This window comes from Cognatishimia sp., assembly GCF_964229375.1.
Taxonomy (GTDB): Bacteria; Pseudomonadota; Alphaproteobacteria; order Rhodobacterales; family Rhodobacteraceae; genus Cognatishimia.
Genome location: NZ_CAXREH010000061.1, coordinates 14,045 through 31,323, shown reverse-complemented (window position 1 = coordinate 31,323; position 17,279 = coordinate 14,045). Strand labels below are relative to the sequence as shown.

Sequence of the window (17,279 nt, the reverse complement as noted above, 5' to 3'; positions counted from 1 at the left end):
TGATTGACGGGTTCGGGACAAGATCGCGTGCTTATGTTCAGGTGCAGAACGGCTGTGACCATCGCTGTACCTTCTGCATTATTCCCTATGGCCGCGGAAATTCCCGGTCGGTTCCGGCAGGGGTTGTGGTGGATCAGATTAAACGTCTGGTGGACAAAGGCTTTAACGAGGTCGTTCTGACCGGCGTCGATCTGACGTCCTGGGGTGCAGACTTGCCAGCACAGCCCAAACTGGGCGATCTGGTCATGCGCATTCTCAAGCTGGTGCCGGATCTGCCGCGCTTACGGATATCGTCGATCGATTCGATTGAGGTGGACGAAAACCTGATGACGGCGATCGCGACCGAGCCGCGTCTGATGCCGCATTTGCATCTGTCCTTGCAGCATGGCGACGATCTGATTCTCAAACGCATGGCGCGCCGCCATCTGCGCGATGATGCGATCCGCTTTTGCGAAGATGCCAAGAAGCTGCGTCCTGAAATGACCTTTGGTGCTGACATCATTGCGGGCTTTCCGACGGAAACCGATGCGCATTTCGAGAATTCGATGAAACTGGTGCAGGACTGCGATCTGACGTGGCTGCATGTGTTCCCGTATTCCAAACGAGAGGGCACGCCCGCCGCGAAAATCCCGTTGCAGGTGTCAGGGCCGGTGATCAAACAGCGCGCGGCGCGGCTGCGTCAGGCAGGCGAGGCGCAGGTGGCCAAGCACCTTCAGGCGCAGGTTGGCAAGACGCATCGCATTTTGATGGAAAACCCGCACATGGGACGCACAGAGCAATTCACCGAAGTGAGCTTTGCCGCGCCTCAAGTCGAAGGCGCGGTGGTTAATGCGAAAATTCTGGGCGTGAAAGCGCAGCAGCTAGTCGCCTGACCGCACGGGCCGGGTTTCCTGCCAAATCGCCAGAAGACCGGCGGCAACGATGACCAACATTCCGACAAAGGCCAGCGATCCCGGCAGGACAGAGAACAACAGCGCATCCAAGCCCAAAGCTACGATCAGTCCGAAATAGTCAAAGGGGGCGAGCGTCGAGACTTTGGCGCGTTTGACCGCTTCGACCGACAGGATGTGTCCCAAGGCACCAAGCAGCCCCGCGCAGATTAAAAGCCAAATCGCCGTCGGCCCCAAAGCCGTCCATCCAAACGGCAAGGTGGCAAGCCCCATCGCCATGGACGTGATCGCAAAGCTTAACGAAATCGACGCAGACGTTTCCTTTGAGGACATGCGTTTGATGTGAATGCGCACCAGCGCCCAGACAAAGGCAAACCCAAGACCAGCACTCATCCCGATCAGGCTGCCTCGGGCGAAATCCGGCTTTTCAAGTTCCGCCCAAAGCATCAATGCAACACCGCCCAGGCCCAAGATGGCCGCAAACACCACCAGATTGGTCATCCGCTCGCCCAGAACCCAAGCGGCCAAAGGCAAACTCAACAGCGGCGCCAGATAGGCCAGGGCCGAGGCGTTGGCGACGGGAAGATAGGCGAGCGAGGTAAAGGACAGCGCCATGGACAGCCCTCCAAGCAGGCCTCGAATAGCGTGGTTGCCGTAGTTTTGCGGCCGCAGGCTGCGCGCGCCGCCAAACCGCAGCGCAAAGGCAATGATCACGACGGCGGCAACGCCCGAGCGCCAAAACATGATTTGGCCAACGGGCAAGGTCTTTGCCAGTTGGTGAACGATAGCTGACATGGCCGTAATCAGGGTAACGGCCGCCAGCCGCAGTAAAATGCCGTGCATAAAGAGAGTGCCTTGAGGGTGCGAGACGTCTATAGTCCTGGTCCAAATTCAGCCTATCTGGATCCCTATGACAACGCAATCTGACCTGCCCGTCCTCTATAGCTTTCGCCGTTGCCCCTATGCCATGCGCGCGCGTTTGGCGCTTGCGTCCTCGGGTGCGCGCGTCGAGCTTCGTGAAATCCTACTGCGTGACAAGGCGCCGGCGTTTGTGGCGACCAGCCCCTCTGCCACAGTGCCGTGTTTGAAAGCGGGCGACGAGGTACTGGATGAATCGCTGGATGTGATGAAATGGGCATTGGCGCAGACAGACCCGGATGGATGGCTTGATATGCCGCCCGAGGGGCACGCGCTGATCGCCGAAGCGGATGGAGCATTCAAGCAGGCGTTGGACCGCACCAAATACCATACGCGCTATGGATCAGATCCAGAGGCAGAGCGCGCAAACGCCAACGTCTTTTTGGCAAAGCTGAATGATTTGATTGGCGACAAGGATTTCCTGTTCAAGGCCACACCAAGTTTGGCGGATATGGCCATTCTTCCCTTCGTCAGGCAATTCGCCTTTATCGACAAGCCACGCTTTGATGCGGAACCATTTCCCAACCTTGCGCGTTGGCTGGGCCGATTTCTGGCTTCGGACGAGTTTGCGCAGATCATGCCCAAATACGCGGTTTGGCAGGACGGCGACGCACCTATCTATTTTCCATAGCCGCGCGCTGGCCATTGCAAATCAATCAGGCGCACGCCAGTTTGCCTGCGAACAGTATTGATGAGGACACTGGTATGAAACTTATTGGCTCGCCGACGTCTCCCTTTGTGCGCAAATGTGTTGTGGTTGCGCATGAATTGGGTCTGACCGATCGCATCGAAATGATTGAGGCCGCGACGACTCCGTTGGCGACGGCGCCCGAAGTGATCGCCGCAAACCCTTTGGGCAAGATTCCGGCTCTGATGCGTGAAGACGGCCCTGCGATCTATGACAGCCGGGTCATCACACAGTTTCTGAATGCCGAGGCGGGTGCCGATCTTTATCCCGAGGCGTTCAAATGGGAGATCCTGACGCTTGAAGCAACGGCGGATGCCACGATGGAGGCGGCTGTTCTGATGACCTATGAGGCGCGGTTGCGGGATGAAAGCGCGCGCAGCCAGGATTGGGTTGAGGCACAGTGGGGCAAGGCCTCAAGAGCATTGGATGCCGTGCAGGATCGCTGGATGAGCCATCTGAGCGGGCCGCTCAATATCACTCAGATCGGTATGGCCTGTGCGCTGGGCTATATTGATTTCCGCCACGATGCGCGCAACTGGCGTGAGGGCCGTGATGAGCTGGCCGCGTGGTTTGAGACCTTCGCCAAGCGCGAGTCCTTTACTGCGACGATGCCGGGCTAAAGCACATATCCGAAAGAAAAACGGCGGCCCACTTGAGGCCGCCAATTTTGCAAAGCTTAAAAGAAATCTGATCAGAACCCGTAGGTCACGCCAATATTCAGCGCGTTGGTCAGCAGGTTGGTTTCAAGGCTGCCGCCACTGTCCAGATCGAATTTATTGCTGGAATAGGTCATCTGGTATTCCGCATAGGCCGACCATTTCGTGGTCAATTCCATCGCGATCCCTGCACCAATTCGTGCGGCCGGTCCGGTGACCTGATAGCCAAAGGTGCGCGCTTCGCCAGTTGGTTGCGCGTCGACATGCGGGATCGCAACACCCAGACCGCCAGTGACAAACGGAGACAGCCGCCCGTTCCACCATTGGCCGTCCCAACGACGGCTGAGGTTTGCTGTTAGAATGTTGTGCCCGTCAGTGAATTCCAGACGGTCAAATCCCAATGCGGTCAGATCTGCCGAGGATGCGTATGCCTTGGCATGGGTCATTTCCACACCATACCCCCAGCCGCTCTCGCGCCAGTACATGGCTTTCACACCATAATAGGGCGGCGCTTCAAAGCTTTTGCCTTCCCATGTGATCAGACGATCAATCGCGGTTGGGACGCCGCCGAAGTCAGCCGACCCGGTCAGGCGGCTGTGAGGCGAAGTTTGCGCGCCCATATAAAAGCTCAGCTCGACCTCTGCGGTGGCTGGCGCCGCGAGAATCACGGCAACTGCTGCGAAAAGAGTGCGTAATTTTTTCATTTTAGTGCCCTCAATGCCAAAAACTTTGGGTTTAACGCCTTCATAGGTCCAAATTCATGCACCCTCAAGCGCGACAGATCAACGCTCTAGCCCACTTATGGCGAATGTGCGCTGGACGCACCACAATCGCTTCGCTAATAAGCAGCGAAGGATAAGCTGCAGGCGACTGCGGCTGAGTCCCATATTGGCCAATATAGGCCGCGAAAATTGGAGTAAACCACGTGTCCCACGTAGATGATCACGAAGGCACCCGGAGGGATTTCCTCTACTATGCGACAGCTGGCGCAGGTGCAGTGACCGCAGGCGCGGCCGTTTGGCCGCTCGTCAATCAGATGAACCCCTCCGCAGACGTCAAGGCATTGGCCTCGATTCGCGTAGACACGTCTGGCATCGAGCCTGGCACGCAGCTGACTGTGAAATGGCTTGGCAAACCTGTCTTTATCCGTCGCCGGACTCAGGCAGAGATCGACGAAGCACGTGCGGTGCCTTTGGCAGATCTGACAATCGACGCCGAGTCCCGCAACGACAACAAGCCGGGCACTGACGCCGCGGATGAAAACCGCGCGATGGACGAAGGCGGCGAATGGCTGGTCATGATGGGTGTGTGTACACACCTTGGCTGCGTCCCACTAGGTGACGGCGCGGGTGACTTTGGCGGCTGGTTCTGCCCATGCCACGGGTCTCACTACGACACCTCCGGCCGTATCCGCAAAGGTCCGGCACCTGAAAACCTTCCTGTTCCTGTTGCCCGTTTCGAAGGCAGCGAACTGGTCCTCGGATAAGGAGCGCGAAGCATGTCTGGTATTCCACACGATCACTACGAGCCAAAATCTGGCGGCGAAAAGTGGCTTCACAGCCGTCTGCCGATTGTTGGCCTTCTGTACGACACCCTGATGATCCCAACCCCAAAGAACCTGAACTGGTGGTGGATCTGGGGCATCGTTCTGGCGTTCTGCCTGGTGCTGCAAATCGTTACCGGCGTCGTTCTGGTGATGCACTACACGCCGCATGTCGATCTGGCGTTTGCCTCTGTTGAGCACATCATGCGCGACGTGAACGGTGGTCATATGATCCGCTATCTGCACATGAATGGCGCGTCGCTGTTCTTCTTTGCAGTCTATATCCACATGTTCCGTGGCCTGTTCTATGGCTCTTATAAGGCGCCTCGCGAAGTCACCTGGATCATCGGTATGATCATCTATCTTCTGATGATGGCGACAGGCTTTATGGGTTACGTTCTGCCTTGGGGTCAGATGTCCTTCTGGGGCGCGACCGTTATCACAGGCCTGTTTGGTGCGATCCCATTCGTGGGCGACACGCTGCAGACCTTCCTGCTGGGCGGACCAGCGGTTGATAACGCAACCCTGAACCGTTTCTTCTCGCTGCACTATCTGCTGCCATTCGTGATTGCAGGCCTTGTGGTTGTTCACATCTGGGCATTCCACACCACAGGTAACAACAACCCAACCGGTGTTGAAGTGCGTCGCGGCTCCAAAGAAGAAGCTGAAAAAGACACGCTGCCATTCTGGCCATACTTCGTCATCAAAGACCTGTTCGGTCTGGGCGTCGTGCTGGTTGTCTTCTTTGCGATCGTTGGCTTTATGCCAAACTATCTGGGTCACCCAGACAACTACATCGAAGCCAACGCTCTGGTCACTCCGGCGCACATCGTTCCTGAATGGTACTTCCTGCCGTTCTACGCGATCCTGCGGGCCTTTACTGGCGACGTCTGGGTTGTGATGTTCGCAAGCTGGATCACCGGTGGCATCATCGACGCCAAGTTCTTTGGTGTTCTGGCGATGTTTGGCGCGATTGCAATCATGGCACTGGCACCTTGGCTGGATACAAGCCGCGTGCGTTCCGGCCGCTATCGCCCAATGTTCAAATGGTGGTTCCGCCTGCTGCTGCTGGACTTCATGGTCCTGATGTGGCTGGGTGCGATGCCTGCTGAAGAACCCTATGCGACGATCTCACTGATCGCCTCTGCATATTGGTTCGCATACTTCCTGGTGATCCTGCCGCTTCTGGGTGTGATCGAAAAGCCAGACGCTCAGCCGGATACCATCGAAGACGACTTCAATGCCCACTACGGCAAACCAGCAGAACCTGCTGAATAAGAGGAAACGGGATTATGTTTAAGAAACTCGCGATCTCCGCAGTTGCCGCCCTGACCCTTTCTGCAGGTGGCGCGATGGCAGCAGGCGAAGCTGGCCATACCCACGATGTCGACTTTTCGTTCGAAGGTCCGTTTGGCTCTTTTGACGAAAACCAGCTGCAACGTGGTCTGAAGGTCTACACCGAAGTCTGTTCCGCATGTCACGGCCTGCAATATGTTCCTTTGCGGACATTGGCCGACGACGGTGGCCCGCATTTCAGCGATGCTGAAGTGCGCGCCTATGCAGCCGAGAACTTTGAAGTGTTCGACGAAGCCCTTGACGATTTCCGCGCGGCAAAGCCTGCGGACTTCTTCCCAGGCTCGAACCTGGAAAACGCACCTGACCTCAGCCTGATGGCCAAGGCGCGTGCAGGGTTCAGCGGCCCTTATGGAACCGGTATTAACCAGTTCTTCAAAGGCATGGGCGGCGCGGAATACATCTATTCCGTTCTTGACGGCTATACCGGCAAAGAGAAAACCGAAGCGGGCACAACGCTGTATGAAAATACAGCTTTCCCAGGCGGCTGGATTTCCATGGCACCCCCACTGGAAGACGGTCTGGTCGACTTTGACGACGGTCACGACAATTCCCTGCACCACATGTCCGAAGACGTTTCTGCGTTTTTGATGTGGACTGCCGAGCCTAAGTTGATGGCACGTAAAGAAGCTGGGTTCCTTGGGGTGTTCATCCTCGCGGTTCTGACTGTGCTGCTTTACCTGACCAACAAAAAGATCTGGGCACCGCACAAGGGTCGCAAGACCTCTGCATAAGCAGTCCAGACTATGAATTAGAAAAGCCCCGCATGGTTGTGCGGGGCTTTTTCTTTGGGGCGCTGCCCCAAACCCCGGGATATTTCAGGCAAGAGAAAAAGGGCTTTGCCACGTCACTTGATGGCAGCCCACGAAGCGGCCGAGACGGTCAAGTTCGGCATCAAGTTTTGCCTGTCGTGATGCAGGCCATTTGACACCGGGTTCGGGCCAGAAACCGATTACGGTCAATTCTGATGCGGCCCTATTTGCTTTCACCTCGATGCGGCCGACAAATCGGTCGCCTTCCAGAATGGGATACACGTAGTACCCCCAGATGCGTTTGGCCGCTGGCACGAACATTTCGATGCGGTAGTCAAAGCCAAACAGCCGCGACAGGCGATTGCGGTCGCGGGTGACGGGGTCAAACGGGTTGATGATGCGCAAGCGGCTGGAGGGCGCGGGCAGATTTGCGAGACGCACCTCGATGTCCTTCGCGCCATAGGCAAGCGTGCGCGTTTTGTCGGCGTTCTCGATCTCTACGGGGACGAGGTTCGCGCCAGTCAGCCAGGCTTTTGTTTCGATGGAGGAACTGGCATCCCAGAAACGCTGAATTTCGCCCGGCGTGCCGACGGCGATGTGGTCGATTGCCGAGGTGAGCAGCCAGTCCAGTTCGGCGTCCTCTGAGAGCACTCGGTTGCGCAGGTGGTCGGGGAAAACGCGTTCGGGAAGGTTGTAGAACTTGGTGAAGTCCTTGCGAAAACAGGTAGCGAGCTCGCCGGTGAGCCACATGTAGTCCAGCGCGCGTTTGTGTGGGGGACGGGCCCACATCTCTTTGGGGCGGTCGTTTTTTGTGTCAAACGCATGGGTCGACAAAGCGCCCTCGGCGGCGATGCGCGCCTTGATGTCCTGCATGAGGTCGCTGCCCGAGACCTCGGTGTACCAATTGTTGGCTTTGGCCTGCATACGGCGGAACTGGCGTCGCCATGCGGGCAGGGCCTGCATCGGGATCACCGAGGCATCATGGGTGAAATGCTCAAAGATCAGCCGGTCTTTGGCTAACAGAGGGTTCAGCATTTTTTCGCGGTAGTTCTGGTTGCGGGACCAGAGAATATGGTGATGCGCGCGGCTGACGGTTTGGATCGTATCCAGTTGCACAAAGCCGATTTGCTGGATCATGCCATAGACATCAAGCGGGCCGGTGGGGGTTTCTGACAGGCCTTGTGAGGCAAGCCAGAGCCAGCGCGCCTGTTTGTTTGAAATCCGCAATGGTGCCCGCATGATGCCTCCGTTGGGGCATCAAACATCAGCCCCGGACCTCAGTCCAGCCCGATGATATGCTGTTCGCCCCGTTGACGCGCCAGCACCATCTGTTTCTGACGTTCGCGGAACCGCTCTTTGTCGCGGTCGCTGGTCTCGTCGATGCAGTGATGGCAGCTGACACCCTGTTCATAGGCCGGGTTCTTGACATCTTCTGGCAGGATCGGGCGGCGGCAGGCGTGACACAGCAGGTGTGGGCCTTCTTTCAGGCCATGTCCGACAGACACACGTCCGTCAAAGACGAAACAGTCGCCTTCCCATGTGCTGTCTTGCTGGGGGACCTCTTCGAGGTATTTCAAAATACCGCCCTTGAGGTGGTACACGTCCTCGACCCCCTGACCCAGAAGGTAGTTGGTGGATTTCTCACAGCGGATGCCGCCGGTGCAGAACATGGCGATCCGTTTGTTGTGAAACCGGTCTTTGTTCGCTTCCCACCAGGCGGGGAAGTCGCGGAAGGTCTCGGTCTCGGGATCCACGGCGCCTTTGAAGGTGCCAATCGCGACCTCATAGTCATTGCGTGTGTCGATTGTCACGACGTCGGGCGACTGGATCAATTCGTTCCAGTCCTGCGGATCGACATAGTTTCCCACATGCGCGGTAGGATCCACATTGGGCTGGCCCAGCGTTACGATCTCTTTTTTCAGTTTCACCTTCATGCGCGGGAAGGGCTTTTCGCTGGCCGTGCTTTCTTTCCATTCGAAATTCGCGCACCCAGGCAGGGTCTGGATATGTGCAATCACGGCGTCAATGCCCTGTCGCGATCCGGCGATCGTGCCGTTGATGCCTTCGTGGGCCAAGAGCAAGGTGCCGGTGATCTCGTTTTTCAGGCATAGGTCCAGCAGCGGCGCACGCAGGGCTGCGTGGTCGTCAAACTTGGTGAAATGATAGAGAGCGCAAACGATATACATAAGGCGCGGCATACGCCTTGAGACCTGAGTCTTCAAGGACTAGGTTGACGCAGAGCGGGCCAAGCGGAGGGCAAGATGCGCAAGGCACTTATCGTGATTGATGTTCAAAATGACTTCTGCCCCGGTGGCGCGCTGGCGGTGCCTGAGGGTGATCAGATCGTGGCGCCGATCAATGATCTGATGGCAGAGTTTGACGCCGTGATCCTGACGCAGGACTGGCACCCCGCAGGGCATTCCTCGTTTGCCAGCAGCCACGCAGGCAAGGCGCCTTATGAGATGGTGGACATGCCTTATGGGCCGCAGGTGTTGTGGCCGGACCATTGTGTGCAAGGATCGCAAGGCGCGGAATTTCATGCCGGCCTGAATACGACGCGGGCGGATTTGATCCTGCGCAAAGGGTATAATCCCGAGATCGACAGCTATTCCGCCTTTTTCGAGAACGATCAGACCACGCCCACCGGACTGGACGGGTATCTGCGCACGCGGGGGATTTCTGATCTGACACTGGTCGGGCTGGCGACAGATTTCTGCGTCAATTTCTCGGCGGTGGATGCCGCAAAACTGGGCTATCAGGTGGCGGTGCGCACTGATCTTTGTCGCGCCATCGATCTGGACGGATCGCTGGCGGCTGCACAGGATGCAATGGCGTCGGCAGGTGTCTCGTTGCTGTAAGGTTGCTTGCAAGCAGCGGTTAAGATTTGCAAAGGTGCCGAAGTAGATTTCTCGGAGACCCCCATGGTCGATATTGCAACCCGTGTCTGGACCCACAAATGGAAGATTGATCCGATCGTTCGGTCGTTGATCGACACGGATTTCTATAAGCTGCTGATGTGCCAGAGCGTGTTTCGCAACCGCCCTGACACTCAGGTGCAATTTTCCCTGATAAATCGCACGACATCGGTGCCGCTTGCTGATTTGATCGATGAGGGCGAGCTGCGAGAACAGCTTGACCATGTGCGCTCGTTGTCGCTGAGCCGGGGGGAAAGCACGTGGCTTAGGGGGAATACATTCTATGGTAAACGCCAGATGTTCCGGCCTGATTTCATGGAGTGGTTTGAGACTCTGCGACTGCCGGCCTATCACCTTGAGCGCGTTGGCGATCAGTATGAGCTGACCTTTGAAGGCAGCTGGCCCGAGGTCATGTTGTGGGAAATTCCTGCGCTGTCAATTTTGATGGAATTGCGCGGGCGGGCACTGTTGCACACGATGAAGCGCTTTGAGATTCAGGTGCTTTATGCGCGCGCCATGACCAAGCTTTGGGAAAAGATCGAAGTGCTGCAACGCGTGGAAAACCTACGTATCGCAGATTTCGGCACCCGGCGTCGGCACAGTCATCTGTGGCAGGACTGGGCGGTTCAGGCGATGTGCGAAGGGCTGGGCGAGCGCTTTGTTGGCACGTCGAACTGTATGATTGCCAAGCGTCACGATCTTGAGGCCATCGGCACCAATGCACATGAGCTGCCCATGGTCTATGCGGCTTTGGCGCAGGATGACGAGGAACTCGCACAGGCGCCCTATCAGGTGCTTGCGGACTGGCACGAAGAGCATGATGGCAACCTGCGCATTATTCTTCCTGACACATACGGCACCGAAGGCTTCCTTGCCAAAGCGCCGGATTGGCTGGCCGGTTGGACGGGTATTCGGATTGACAGCGGCGATCCTGCGGGCGCGGCGGAAATCGCCATTCAATGGTGGAAAGATCGCGGCGAAGATCCCTCGCAAAAGCTGGTTATTTTCTCTGATGGGTTGGACGTGGAGAAAATCGCTGAATTGCAAACCCGCTTTCAGGACCGCGTGCGGGTGTCGTTTGGTTGGGGAACGCTGTTGACCAACGATTTCCGCGGACTGACCCCGGGCGATCAGTTGGCGCCGTTTTCATTGGTCTGCAAAGCCGTTGCCGCCAATGGCCGCCCAACCGTCAAGCTGTCTGACAATCCCAGCAAGGCGATGGGCCCCGCCGATCAGGTGGCGCGCTATAAACGCGTTTTCGGCGTTGGCGCGCAACAACCCTACGAGGTGCTGGTCTAGTCCTTTTCAGGGTCTCCGCGCAGGCGATGCGGAGAGGTGCCGAACCGCGCTCGGAACAGGCGCGAGAAATGGCTGGCGGTGTTGAAACCGCAGGCCACACCGACCGCCGTGACCGTCATATTGGTCTGCAACAACAACTGCTGCGCGCGCTGCAAACGCAGGTCCGTGTAGTATTTCTTGGGCGTTGCGCTCAGATACCGCCGAAACAGCCGCTCGAGCTGGCGGGTCGAGATATTGACGGTCTTGGCCAAATCGGACGGGCGCAGCGGCTCTTCCAGATTGGTTTCCATCAGTGCCAGAATCTCTGACAGTTTTGGATGTCTGAACCCGACGCGGTCTGCGGCCTGAATACGGGCGGAATGCTGAATGACCCGAATATTGGTATAGTTCAAAAAACCAGCCACAAGGTTCGCCAATTTCTCGGACCGCAATTCAGACACGTGGAACAACATCAGGTCGATTGCCGAGGTGCCCCCGGATGTCGAGTAGGGCGAGCTGGCGGAAGTAAAGGTGTATTCGGTCAGATCCACCTCGGGGAATTCTTCCAAAAAGGCCTGACGTTTTTCCCAATGGATGGTCGCACGTTTGCCGTCCAGCAGGCCTGCTTTGGCCATTACATAGGCCCCTGTGTAAAGGCCAGAGATGACACAGCCCATCCGGTCAGCCTTACGCAAATAGGCTGAGACTGCGCTCATGTCCTGACGTTCGACAGAATCGCCTGTCACCAGAATAATGAAATCCTGTCGCGACGGGTCTTCGAGCGGGCCATCAATGGGAAAGCTTCCGCCCATAGTGTCGGTCATAGGCTCTCCGCCCTCGCTGAGGACGCGAATTTCAAAGGGCTCATCCTCGCCATGCTTGTTGGCCAGTTGCAAAACGACCAAAGCATGCGTGAAAGACAGCGCGGAATATCCGGGTGTCAGGACAAATGTAAAACGTGGCTTTTTGGTACCTGCCGTCATGTCATTCTTTTTGGGTGGCACATGCGAAGCGCATGGTGCGGCCGACTTCTAGTGAAATTTGAAACTCTACACTACCGTGAGGTGTAGCAATTCCCAACGGTTAATTCAAAACATCAGCGGGGCGCATCCGACCGGTGGACCAGCCATTGGCATTCTTGATGTCCCAATTTATGTACCGCTGGGCATGTGGGTGGGCCGGATCCAGTGCGCCCAGTTTGACGAGGATGGCGGCAATGGCGCATTCCGCAGCACGGGTGGATCCATCGGTGATTTTCAGAGCAACGCCCAACTTCTGTTCGGGAAGGATTGCGATGAAAAAGGCTTCGGCACCGGTTTTCACAGCGATCTTGTTGCCCGCCGCGTTGATCAGTCGCTCGCAGGCGCGTCCTTCGGCGGACAGCAGAACCGGATGTTTCGCCATTGCGCGGTGCAGGCGATAGGCCGCACGGTTGCGTGTATCTCCGTCGGGGTTCGCGCCCGCGAAAAATCCCATCGCGCGGGCCATTCCATGCAGGCTGACGGCGTGGTTCGGGGCCGAGCAGCCATCAATGCCAAAGCCTGGGCTGGTCTCGCCCGTAAGTTCTTGGAATGCGGTCAGGCAGGCGCGTTGCACGGGATGGTCGATGTCGACATATTCCGAATGCCCGCCCAGATGCTTGTTCAGCGTCAGAAAACCAGTGTGTTTGCCCGAGCAATTGTTGTGCAACTGGCAGGGGGTTTCACCAGCCAAAAGCATCGCGCGACGGCTGTCTTTGTGGCTGGGCTCGTGGCTGCCGCAGCGCAGATCGGATTCAGACAGGCCCAGATCGCTCAGCCATTGGGCCACGCTATCCGTGTGTATTTTCTGCGCCCCATGCGAGGCACAGGCCAAGGCCAGTTGCGCATCCGTCAGCCCAAACGCATCGGCCGCACCGCTTTCAATCAGGGGCAGCGCCTGAAGCATTTTCGACGAGCTGCGCGGCAGCACGATTTTGTCAGGATCGCCCCAAGCGTGAACAATTTCACCTTCGGCATTGCAGACAACAGCATCGCCATAGTGGATGCTCTCTAAAATCGGGCCGCGCGTGATTTCGACCAAAGGAACAGAGTGGACCATGATAACCTACAAAATATGGGCAATTTACCGCCAACGGGGCTTTATCCAGACGACAAAACCAGAGTAGTATGGCCATATCGAGAAAGAAGCGCCTGCGCCAATAAAATAAACAATGCGCATGGCAAAGTTTGAGGTTGAGCCAAGGCTTGGAGGCTGGCGATATGGGATTTGCAAAGATGCGCGGTGTGATTGGCGGGGCTCTGATGGGCGCTGTATGTGTGCTTGGCACGCAGGCAACAGCTCAGGAAAGCAGCAATCAGGTGGCGGCGAAAACCGACTGGAGCGTGTTTGAGGATGCCAACCCGAAAGAATGCTGGGCGGTGTCGACATTTAAAGAAAGCGTCAACACACGCGACGGCGCGGTTGTTGCAGTCCGACGCACGCAAACGCTTTTGATGGTCTTTTATCGCCCAGAAGCTGGGGTGCGCGCACAGGTCGGCTTTACTGGCGGCTATCCGTTTAAGTCCGGGTCAACCGTGAACCTGAAAATCGACAACGACAGCTTTGATCTGTTCACCGAAGGCGAATGGGCCTGGCCATCCACCGCCGAAGAAGACGCCAAAATCGTTGCCGCGATGAAGCGTGGCAAGGACGCGGTGCTGGTTGGTGTCTCTGGGCGCGGAACACGCACCCAGGATACGTTCTCATTGCTGGGTTTCACCGCAGCGGTCGAGGATGCCGGCAAACGCTGTAGCTGATCCTCAGGTCGTGGCCTGCACGTCATAGTGGGTCATGACCATCGTGCTTTCATCTAAAACGTCTACCAGCTCCATCAGGTCTGGGAATTTTGCCGGATTGAAATTCTCGGCAGCGGCTTTGGCGTCGGCCATGCACTGCCATTCCACCAAATCCAGAAACTCGCCGTCCTCGGTGACGGCGATCTTGCGGGACAAAAACCCGGGCTGTGCTTTGGCAAAGCTTTGGCTTTTCTGCCAGGCCTGCACCGCGCGTTCAGGCGCAATGCCGGGTTTCGTGCGATAGCGGACAGTTTCTAAAACGGGCATGAGTGTCTCCTGTGTTGGGTTGCTTTCACAGCATCTCACAGGCAGCGGTCAAGCATTGGCAGCTGCGCAAACCGTTGCAATTCGCTATAGTTCGTGTATCTGACGCCTCTGATTTCCCGGAGACCAAGCTATGACTGCCAGCGCCCCGATCACGCAGGACGTAATGACCATTCCGCGCAAGACCCCAGAAGGGGACAAGATCAACCTCGTCGGGTTGACGCGGGACCAATTGCGCGCGGTTTTGATCGAAAACGGCACCGCCGAGAAACAGGCGAAAATGCGCGTCGGTCAGATCTGGCAATGGATCTATCAATGGGGCGTACGTGATTTCCATGCGATGACCAATCTGGCCAAAGCCTATCGCGCCGAGCTGGACGCGAAGTTCGTCATCGAAATCCCCGAAGTGGTCAGCAAGCAGGTGTCTACCGATGGCACGCGCAAATATCTGGCGCGCATTGCTGGCGGGCATGAAGTCGAGGTGGTGTACATCCCCGAAGATGATCGCGGCACTTTGTGTATTTCCTCGCAGGTCGGCTGCACCTTGACCTGTTCCTTCTGTCACACGGGCACACAAAAACTGGTGCGCAACCTGACGGCAGGCGAGATCGTCGGTCAGGTGATGATGGCGCGCGATGACCTCGAGGAATGGCCCGTCCCCGGTGCGCCAAAGGACGAGACGCGCCTGCTGTCCAATATCGTTCTGATGGGCATGGGCGAGCCGCTCTATAATTTCGAGAACGTGCGCGATGCGATGAAAATCGCGATGGACCCAGAGGGCATTTCGCTGAGCCGCCGTCGCATCACACTGTCCACATCAGGCGTCGTGCCCGAGATCGCCCGGACCGCCGAAGAGATCGGCTGTCTTTTGGCGATTTCCTTCCACGCGACGACAGATGACGTTCGGGATGTTCTGGTTCCGATCAACAAACGCTGGAATATCGAGGAACTTTTGGGCGCGCTTGCGGCTTATCCCAAAGTGTCAAACTCCGAGCGGATTACTTTTGAATATGTGATGCTGGATGGCGTGAACGACACGGACGAAGACGCGCATCGTTTGATCGATCACATCAAGCGCCACAATATTCCTGCCAAGATCAACCTGATCCCATTCAACGAATGGCCCGGTGCGCCCTATAAGCGCTCCTCCAACAACCGCATCCGCGCATTCGCCAATATCGTTTATCAAGCTGGCTATGCCAGCCCGATCCGCAAAACCCGCGGGGACGATATCATGGCAGCTTGCGGCCAGTTGAAGTCGGCCACAGAGCGCGCGCGCAAATCTCGCAAACAGATCGAAGCAGAAGCGGGCCTGAAGTAAGCCCGCTTGTGCGAAACGCCTAAACGCCAAGCCACTACCGTCCGGGAATGGCGTCTCGTTTGCCGGTGCTTTCCCAGCTTTCGATGGCGTCCACGGCCTCTTGCGCGCTTTCGACAAAGCGGAACAGATCCAGATCATCAGCCGAAATCGTGCCTGCTTCTGACAGGGCATCCCAGTTAATGATCTTTTCCCAGAACGCGCGGCCAAACAGCAGGAACGGCACGCGCTCCATACGTCCGGTTTGAATAAGGGTCAGGGCCTCAAACAGTTCGTCCATCGTGCCAAACCCGCCCGGAAAGACTGTGATCGCCCGCGCGCGCATCAGGAAGTGCATTTTGCGGATCGCGAAGTAGTGAAAGTTAAAGCACAGCTCGGGCGTGACGTATTCGTTGGGCGCCTGTTCATGTGGCAGAACGATATTCAGGCCAATCGACTTGCCGCCCGCATCAACAGCCCCTCGGTTGCCTGCCTCCATCACACCGGGGCCTCCGCCGGTCACGATCACATTCTCGCGGCCACCTGTTTTCATCGATTCAAGCGTCATCAGCCGCGCGAACTCGCGGGCCTCGTCATAGAATTTGGACAGATTCGCCAGCGTTTCTGTGCGGGCCTGATCCTTTTTGGACGGCTCAGGGATGCGTGCGCCGCCAAACAGTACAATCGTGCTTTCGATGCCCTGTTCGTCCTGCAGCATCTCGGGTTTCAGCAACTCAAGCTGAAGACGGACGGGGCGCAGCGCGTCCTGACACAGAAAATCGTCATCTGCAAAGGCCAATCGATAGGCCGGATGCCGTGTTTGCGGCGTGTCCGGAACATGTTTGGCCGAGCTGCGATCGGTATGGGCGTCTCTGAACGGAGTGCGGGGATCTGAAGTCATTTGAGTGTCCTGCAACTAATTACTTTTCGTTGCCTCCAAGCTAGCCTTTGGTCGGGTCACTGACCAGCCACAAGGATGCGATGTCGCAATTCCCTCTCTAAACGCCCGATTCTGCGGGTGACGACCCGTTAGGCATTCGTTATCAAGGCGCAAGTTTATTTGACGGAGGGGCACATATGTCCAACGCACAACTCGAAGTTGCCATCGAAGCCGCATGGGATGCGCGCGATACCATCACATCCGCCACCACCGGCGAGACCCGCGACGCGATCGAAGATACGCTGCACGCCCTGGACAGCGGCAAGCTGCGCGTCGCGGAAAAGCAGGATGACGGCAGCTGGCATGTAAACCAATGGGCCAAGAAAGCCGTGCTGCTGGGTTTCCGCATCAAGGACATGGAAGAGCAATCCGGCGGCCCACAGGGGTCCGGCTGGTGGGACAAGGTCGACAGCAAGTTCAAAGGCTGGGGCGAGGCGCAATGGCAGGCCGCAGGCTTCCGCGCGGTGCCAAATGCGGTCGTGCGCAAATCAGCTTTTGTCGCGCCCGGCGTGGTTCTGATGCCATCTTTCGTAAACCTCGGCGCATATGTCGACGAAGGCACCATGGTTGATACATGGGCGACCGTTGGCTCTTGTGCACAGATCGGCAAGAACGTGCACCTGTCTGGCGGCGTTGGCATTGGCGGCGTACTGGAGCCGATGCAGGCAGGTCCGACCATCATCGAGGACAACTGCTTTATCGGCGCACGCTCTGAGGTGGTCGAAGGCTGTATCGTTCGCGAAGGCTCTGTTTTGGGAATGGGCGTCTTTATCGGACAATCCACCAAGATCGTTGATCGCGAAACAGGCGAAGTCATGTACGGCGAGGTGCCGCCTTATTCCGTTGTGGTCGCAGGCTCTATGCCATCCAAGAACGGCATCAACCTTTACTGTGCGGTGATTGTGAAGCGGGTGGACGAGAAGACCCGTTCCAAAACAGGCATCAACGATCTGTTGCGCGACTAAGCGC

At 57.2% G+C, this 17,279-nt stretch carries 19 protein-coding genes; 11 read left to right on the top strand and 8 right to left on the bottom strand.

Annotation, left to right across the window (positions count from 1 at the left end; translation table 11 throughout):
- Window positions 1–872, top strand: an 872-nt coding sequence (locus ACEQWH_RS04865) for a MiaB/RimO family radical SAM methylthiotransferase (RefSeq protein ID WP_370228589.1), incomplete at its 5' end; no start/stop codon positions are given.
- Here ACEQWH_RS04865 and ACEQWH_RS04860 read toward each other — a convergent pair.
- Window positions 861–1,733, bottom strand: a complete 873-nt coding sequence (locus tag ACEQWH_RS04860; protein ID WP_370228588.1) for a DMT family transporter — start codon at window positions 1,731–1,733, stop codon at window positions 861–863. The genes ACEQWH_RS04865 and ACEQWH_RS04860 overlap by 12 nt on opposite strands.
- Before the next feature lie 67 nt (window positions 1,734–1,800).
- On the opposite strand from ACEQWH_RS04860, the gene ACEQWH_RS04855 reads away from it, so the two are divergent.
- Window positions 1,801–2,439 (top strand): glutathione S-transferase, encoded by a 639-nt coding sequence (locus tag ACEQWH_RS04855; RefSeq protein WP_370228587.1) that lies wholly within the window; start codon window positions 1,801–1,803, stop codon window positions 2,437–2,439.
- Between the two features lie 74 nt (window positions 2,440–2,513).
- Window positions 2,514–3,116 (top strand): glutathione S-transferase, encoded by a 603-nt coding sequence (locus ACEQWH_RS04850; protein WP_370228586.1) that lies wholly within the window; start codon window positions 2,514–2,516, stop codon window positions 3,114–3,116.
- Between the two features lie 71 nt (window positions 3,117–3,187).
- Here the strand turns inward: ACEQWH_RS04850 and ACEQWH_RS04845 are convergent, their stop codons facing one another.
- Window positions 3,188–3,856 (bottom strand): outer membrane protein, encoded by a 669-nt coding sequence (locus tag ACEQWH_RS04845; protein WP_370228585.1) that lies wholly within the window; start codon window positions 3,854–3,856, stop codon window positions 3,188–3,190.
- A gap of 221 nt (window positions 3,857–4,077) precedes the next feature.
- Here ACEQWH_RS04845 and petA point away from each other — a divergent pair, with 221 nt between their 5' ends.
- From petA to ACEQWH_RS04830, 3 genes are read left to right on the top strand one after another with little or no spacing between them, the layout of a single operon-like run.
- Window positions 4,078–4,638, top strand: a complete 561-nt coding sequence (gene petA, locus ACEQWH_RS04840; RefSeq protein ID WP_370228584.1) for a ubiquinol-cytochrome c reductase iron-sulfur subunit — start codon at window positions 4,078–4,080, stop codon at window positions 4,636–4,638.
- A 12-nt stretch (window positions 4,639–4,650) separates the two neighbouring features.
- The gene (petB, locus tag ACEQWH_RS04835; RefSeq protein WP_370228583.1) at window positions 4,651–5,973 is read left to right on the top strand and encodes a cytochrome b; all 1,323 of its coding nucleotides are present in this window, start codon (window positions 4,651–4,653) and stop codon (window positions 5,971–5,973) included.
- 14 nt (window positions 5,974–5,987) lie between these two features.
- Window positions 5,988–6,782 carry a cytochrome c1 gene (locus tag ACEQWH_RS04830; RefSeq protein WP_370228582.1) on the top strand — a complete coding sequence of 265 codons (795 nt, stop codon included), beginning with the start codon at window positions 5,988–5,990 and terminating at the stop codon, window positions 6,780–6,782.
- Window positions 6,783–6,866: 84 nt separating this feature from the next.
- On the opposite strand, the gene ACEQWH_RS04825 is transcribed toward ACEQWH_RS04830, so the two are convergent.
- Window positions 6,867–8,039, bottom strand: coding sequence for a winged helix-turn-helix domain-containing protein (locus ACEQWH_RS04825; protein WP_370228581.1), 1,173 nt, complete (start codon window positions 8,037–8,039; stop codon window positions 6,867–6,869).
- Between the two features lie 38 nt (window positions 8,040–8,077).
- On the bottom strand, window positions 8,078–8,986 hold the full coding sequence (locus ACEQWH_RS04820) for a rhodanese-related sulfurtransferase (RefSeq protein ID WP_370228580.1): 909 nt from the start codon (window positions 8,984–8,986) through the stop codon (window positions 8,078–8,080).
- Window positions 8,987–9,061: 75 nt separating this feature from the next.
- Here ACEQWH_RS04820 and pncA point away from each other — a divergent pair, with 75 nt between their 5' ends.
- Both pncA and pncB read left to right on the top strand, forming a co-directional pair.
- Window positions 9,062–9,658, top strand: a complete 597-nt coding sequence (pncA, locus tag ACEQWH_RS04815) for a bifunctional nicotinamidase/pyrazinamidase (RefSeq protein WP_370228579.1) — start codon at window positions 9,062–9,064, stop codon at window positions 9,656–9,658.
- A gap of 63 nt (window positions 9,659–9,721) precedes the next feature.
- Complete coding sequence (pncB, locus tag ACEQWH_RS04810; protein ID WP_370228578.1) at window positions 9,722–11,014, top strand: nicotinate phosphoribosyltransferase; 1,293 nt, start codon at window positions 9,722–9,724, stop codon at window positions 11,012–11,014.
- On the opposite strand, the gene ACEQWH_RS04805 is transcribed toward pncB, so the two are convergent.
- On the bottom strand, window positions 11,011–11,976 hold the full coding sequence (locus ACEQWH_RS04805) for a GlxA family transcriptional regulator (protein ID WP_370228577.1): 966 nt from the start codon (window positions 11,974–11,976) through the stop codon (window positions 11,011–11,013). The genes pncB and ACEQWH_RS04805 overlap by 4 nt on opposite strands.
- Before the next feature lie 100 nt (window positions 11,977–12,076).
- The gene (locus ACEQWH_RS04800) at window positions 12,077–13,072 is read right to left on the bottom strand and encodes an asparaginase (protein WP_370228576.1); all 996 of its coding nucleotides are present in this window, start codon (window positions 13,070–13,072) and stop codon (window positions 12,077–12,079) included.
- A 203-nt stretch (window positions 13,073–13,275) separates the two neighbouring features.
- On the opposite strand from ACEQWH_RS04800, the gene ACEQWH_RS04795 reads away from it, so the two are divergent.
- Window positions 13,276–13,770, top strand: a complete 495-nt coding sequence (locus tag ACEQWH_RS04795) for an invasion associated locus B family protein (protein ID WP_370228590.1) — start codon at window positions 13,276–13,278, stop codon at window positions 13,768–13,770.
- A gap of 3 nt (window positions 13,771–13,773) precedes the next feature.
- On the opposite strand, the gene ACEQWH_RS04790 is transcribed toward ACEQWH_RS04795, so the two are convergent.
- A complete protein-coding gene (locus ACEQWH_RS04790) occupies window positions 13,774–14,076 on the bottom strand; it encodes an antibiotic biosynthesis monooxygenase (RefSeq protein ID WP_370228575.1) in 303 nt (100 codons plus the stop codon).
- Window positions 14,077–14,206: 130 nt separating this feature from the next.
- Here ACEQWH_RS04790 and rlmN point away from each other — a divergent pair, with 130 nt between their 5' ends.
- The gene (gene rlmN, locus ACEQWH_RS04785) at window positions 14,207–15,394 is read left to right on the top strand and encodes a 23S rRNA (adenine(2503)-C(2))-methyltransferase RlmN (RefSeq protein WP_370228574.1); all 1,188 of its coding nucleotides are present in this window, start codon (window positions 14,207–14,209) and stop codon (window positions 15,392–15,394) included.
- Between the two features lie 34 nt (window positions 15,395–15,428).
- Here rlmN and ACEQWH_RS04780 read toward each other — a convergent pair whose 3' ends face one another.
- The gene (locus ACEQWH_RS04780; RefSeq protein WP_370228573.1) at window positions 15,429–16,271 is read right to left on the bottom strand and encodes a TIGR00730 family Rossman fold protein; all 843 of its coding nucleotides are present in this window, start codon (window positions 16,269–16,271) and stop codon (window positions 15,429–15,431) included.
- Window positions 16,272–16,447: 176 nt separating this feature from the next.
- Between ACEQWH_RS04780 and dapD the strand changes: the two genes are divergently transcribed.
- Window positions 16,448–17,275 carry a 2,3,4,5-tetrahydropyridine-2,6-dicarboxylate N-succinyltransferase gene (gene dapD, locus ACEQWH_RS04775; protein WP_370228572.1) on the top strand — a complete coding sequence of 276 codons (828 nt, stop codon included), beginning with the start codon at window positions 16,448–16,450 and terminating at the stop codon, window positions 17,273–17,275.
- The last annotated feature ends 4 nt before the right edge of the window (window positions 17,276–17,279 follow it).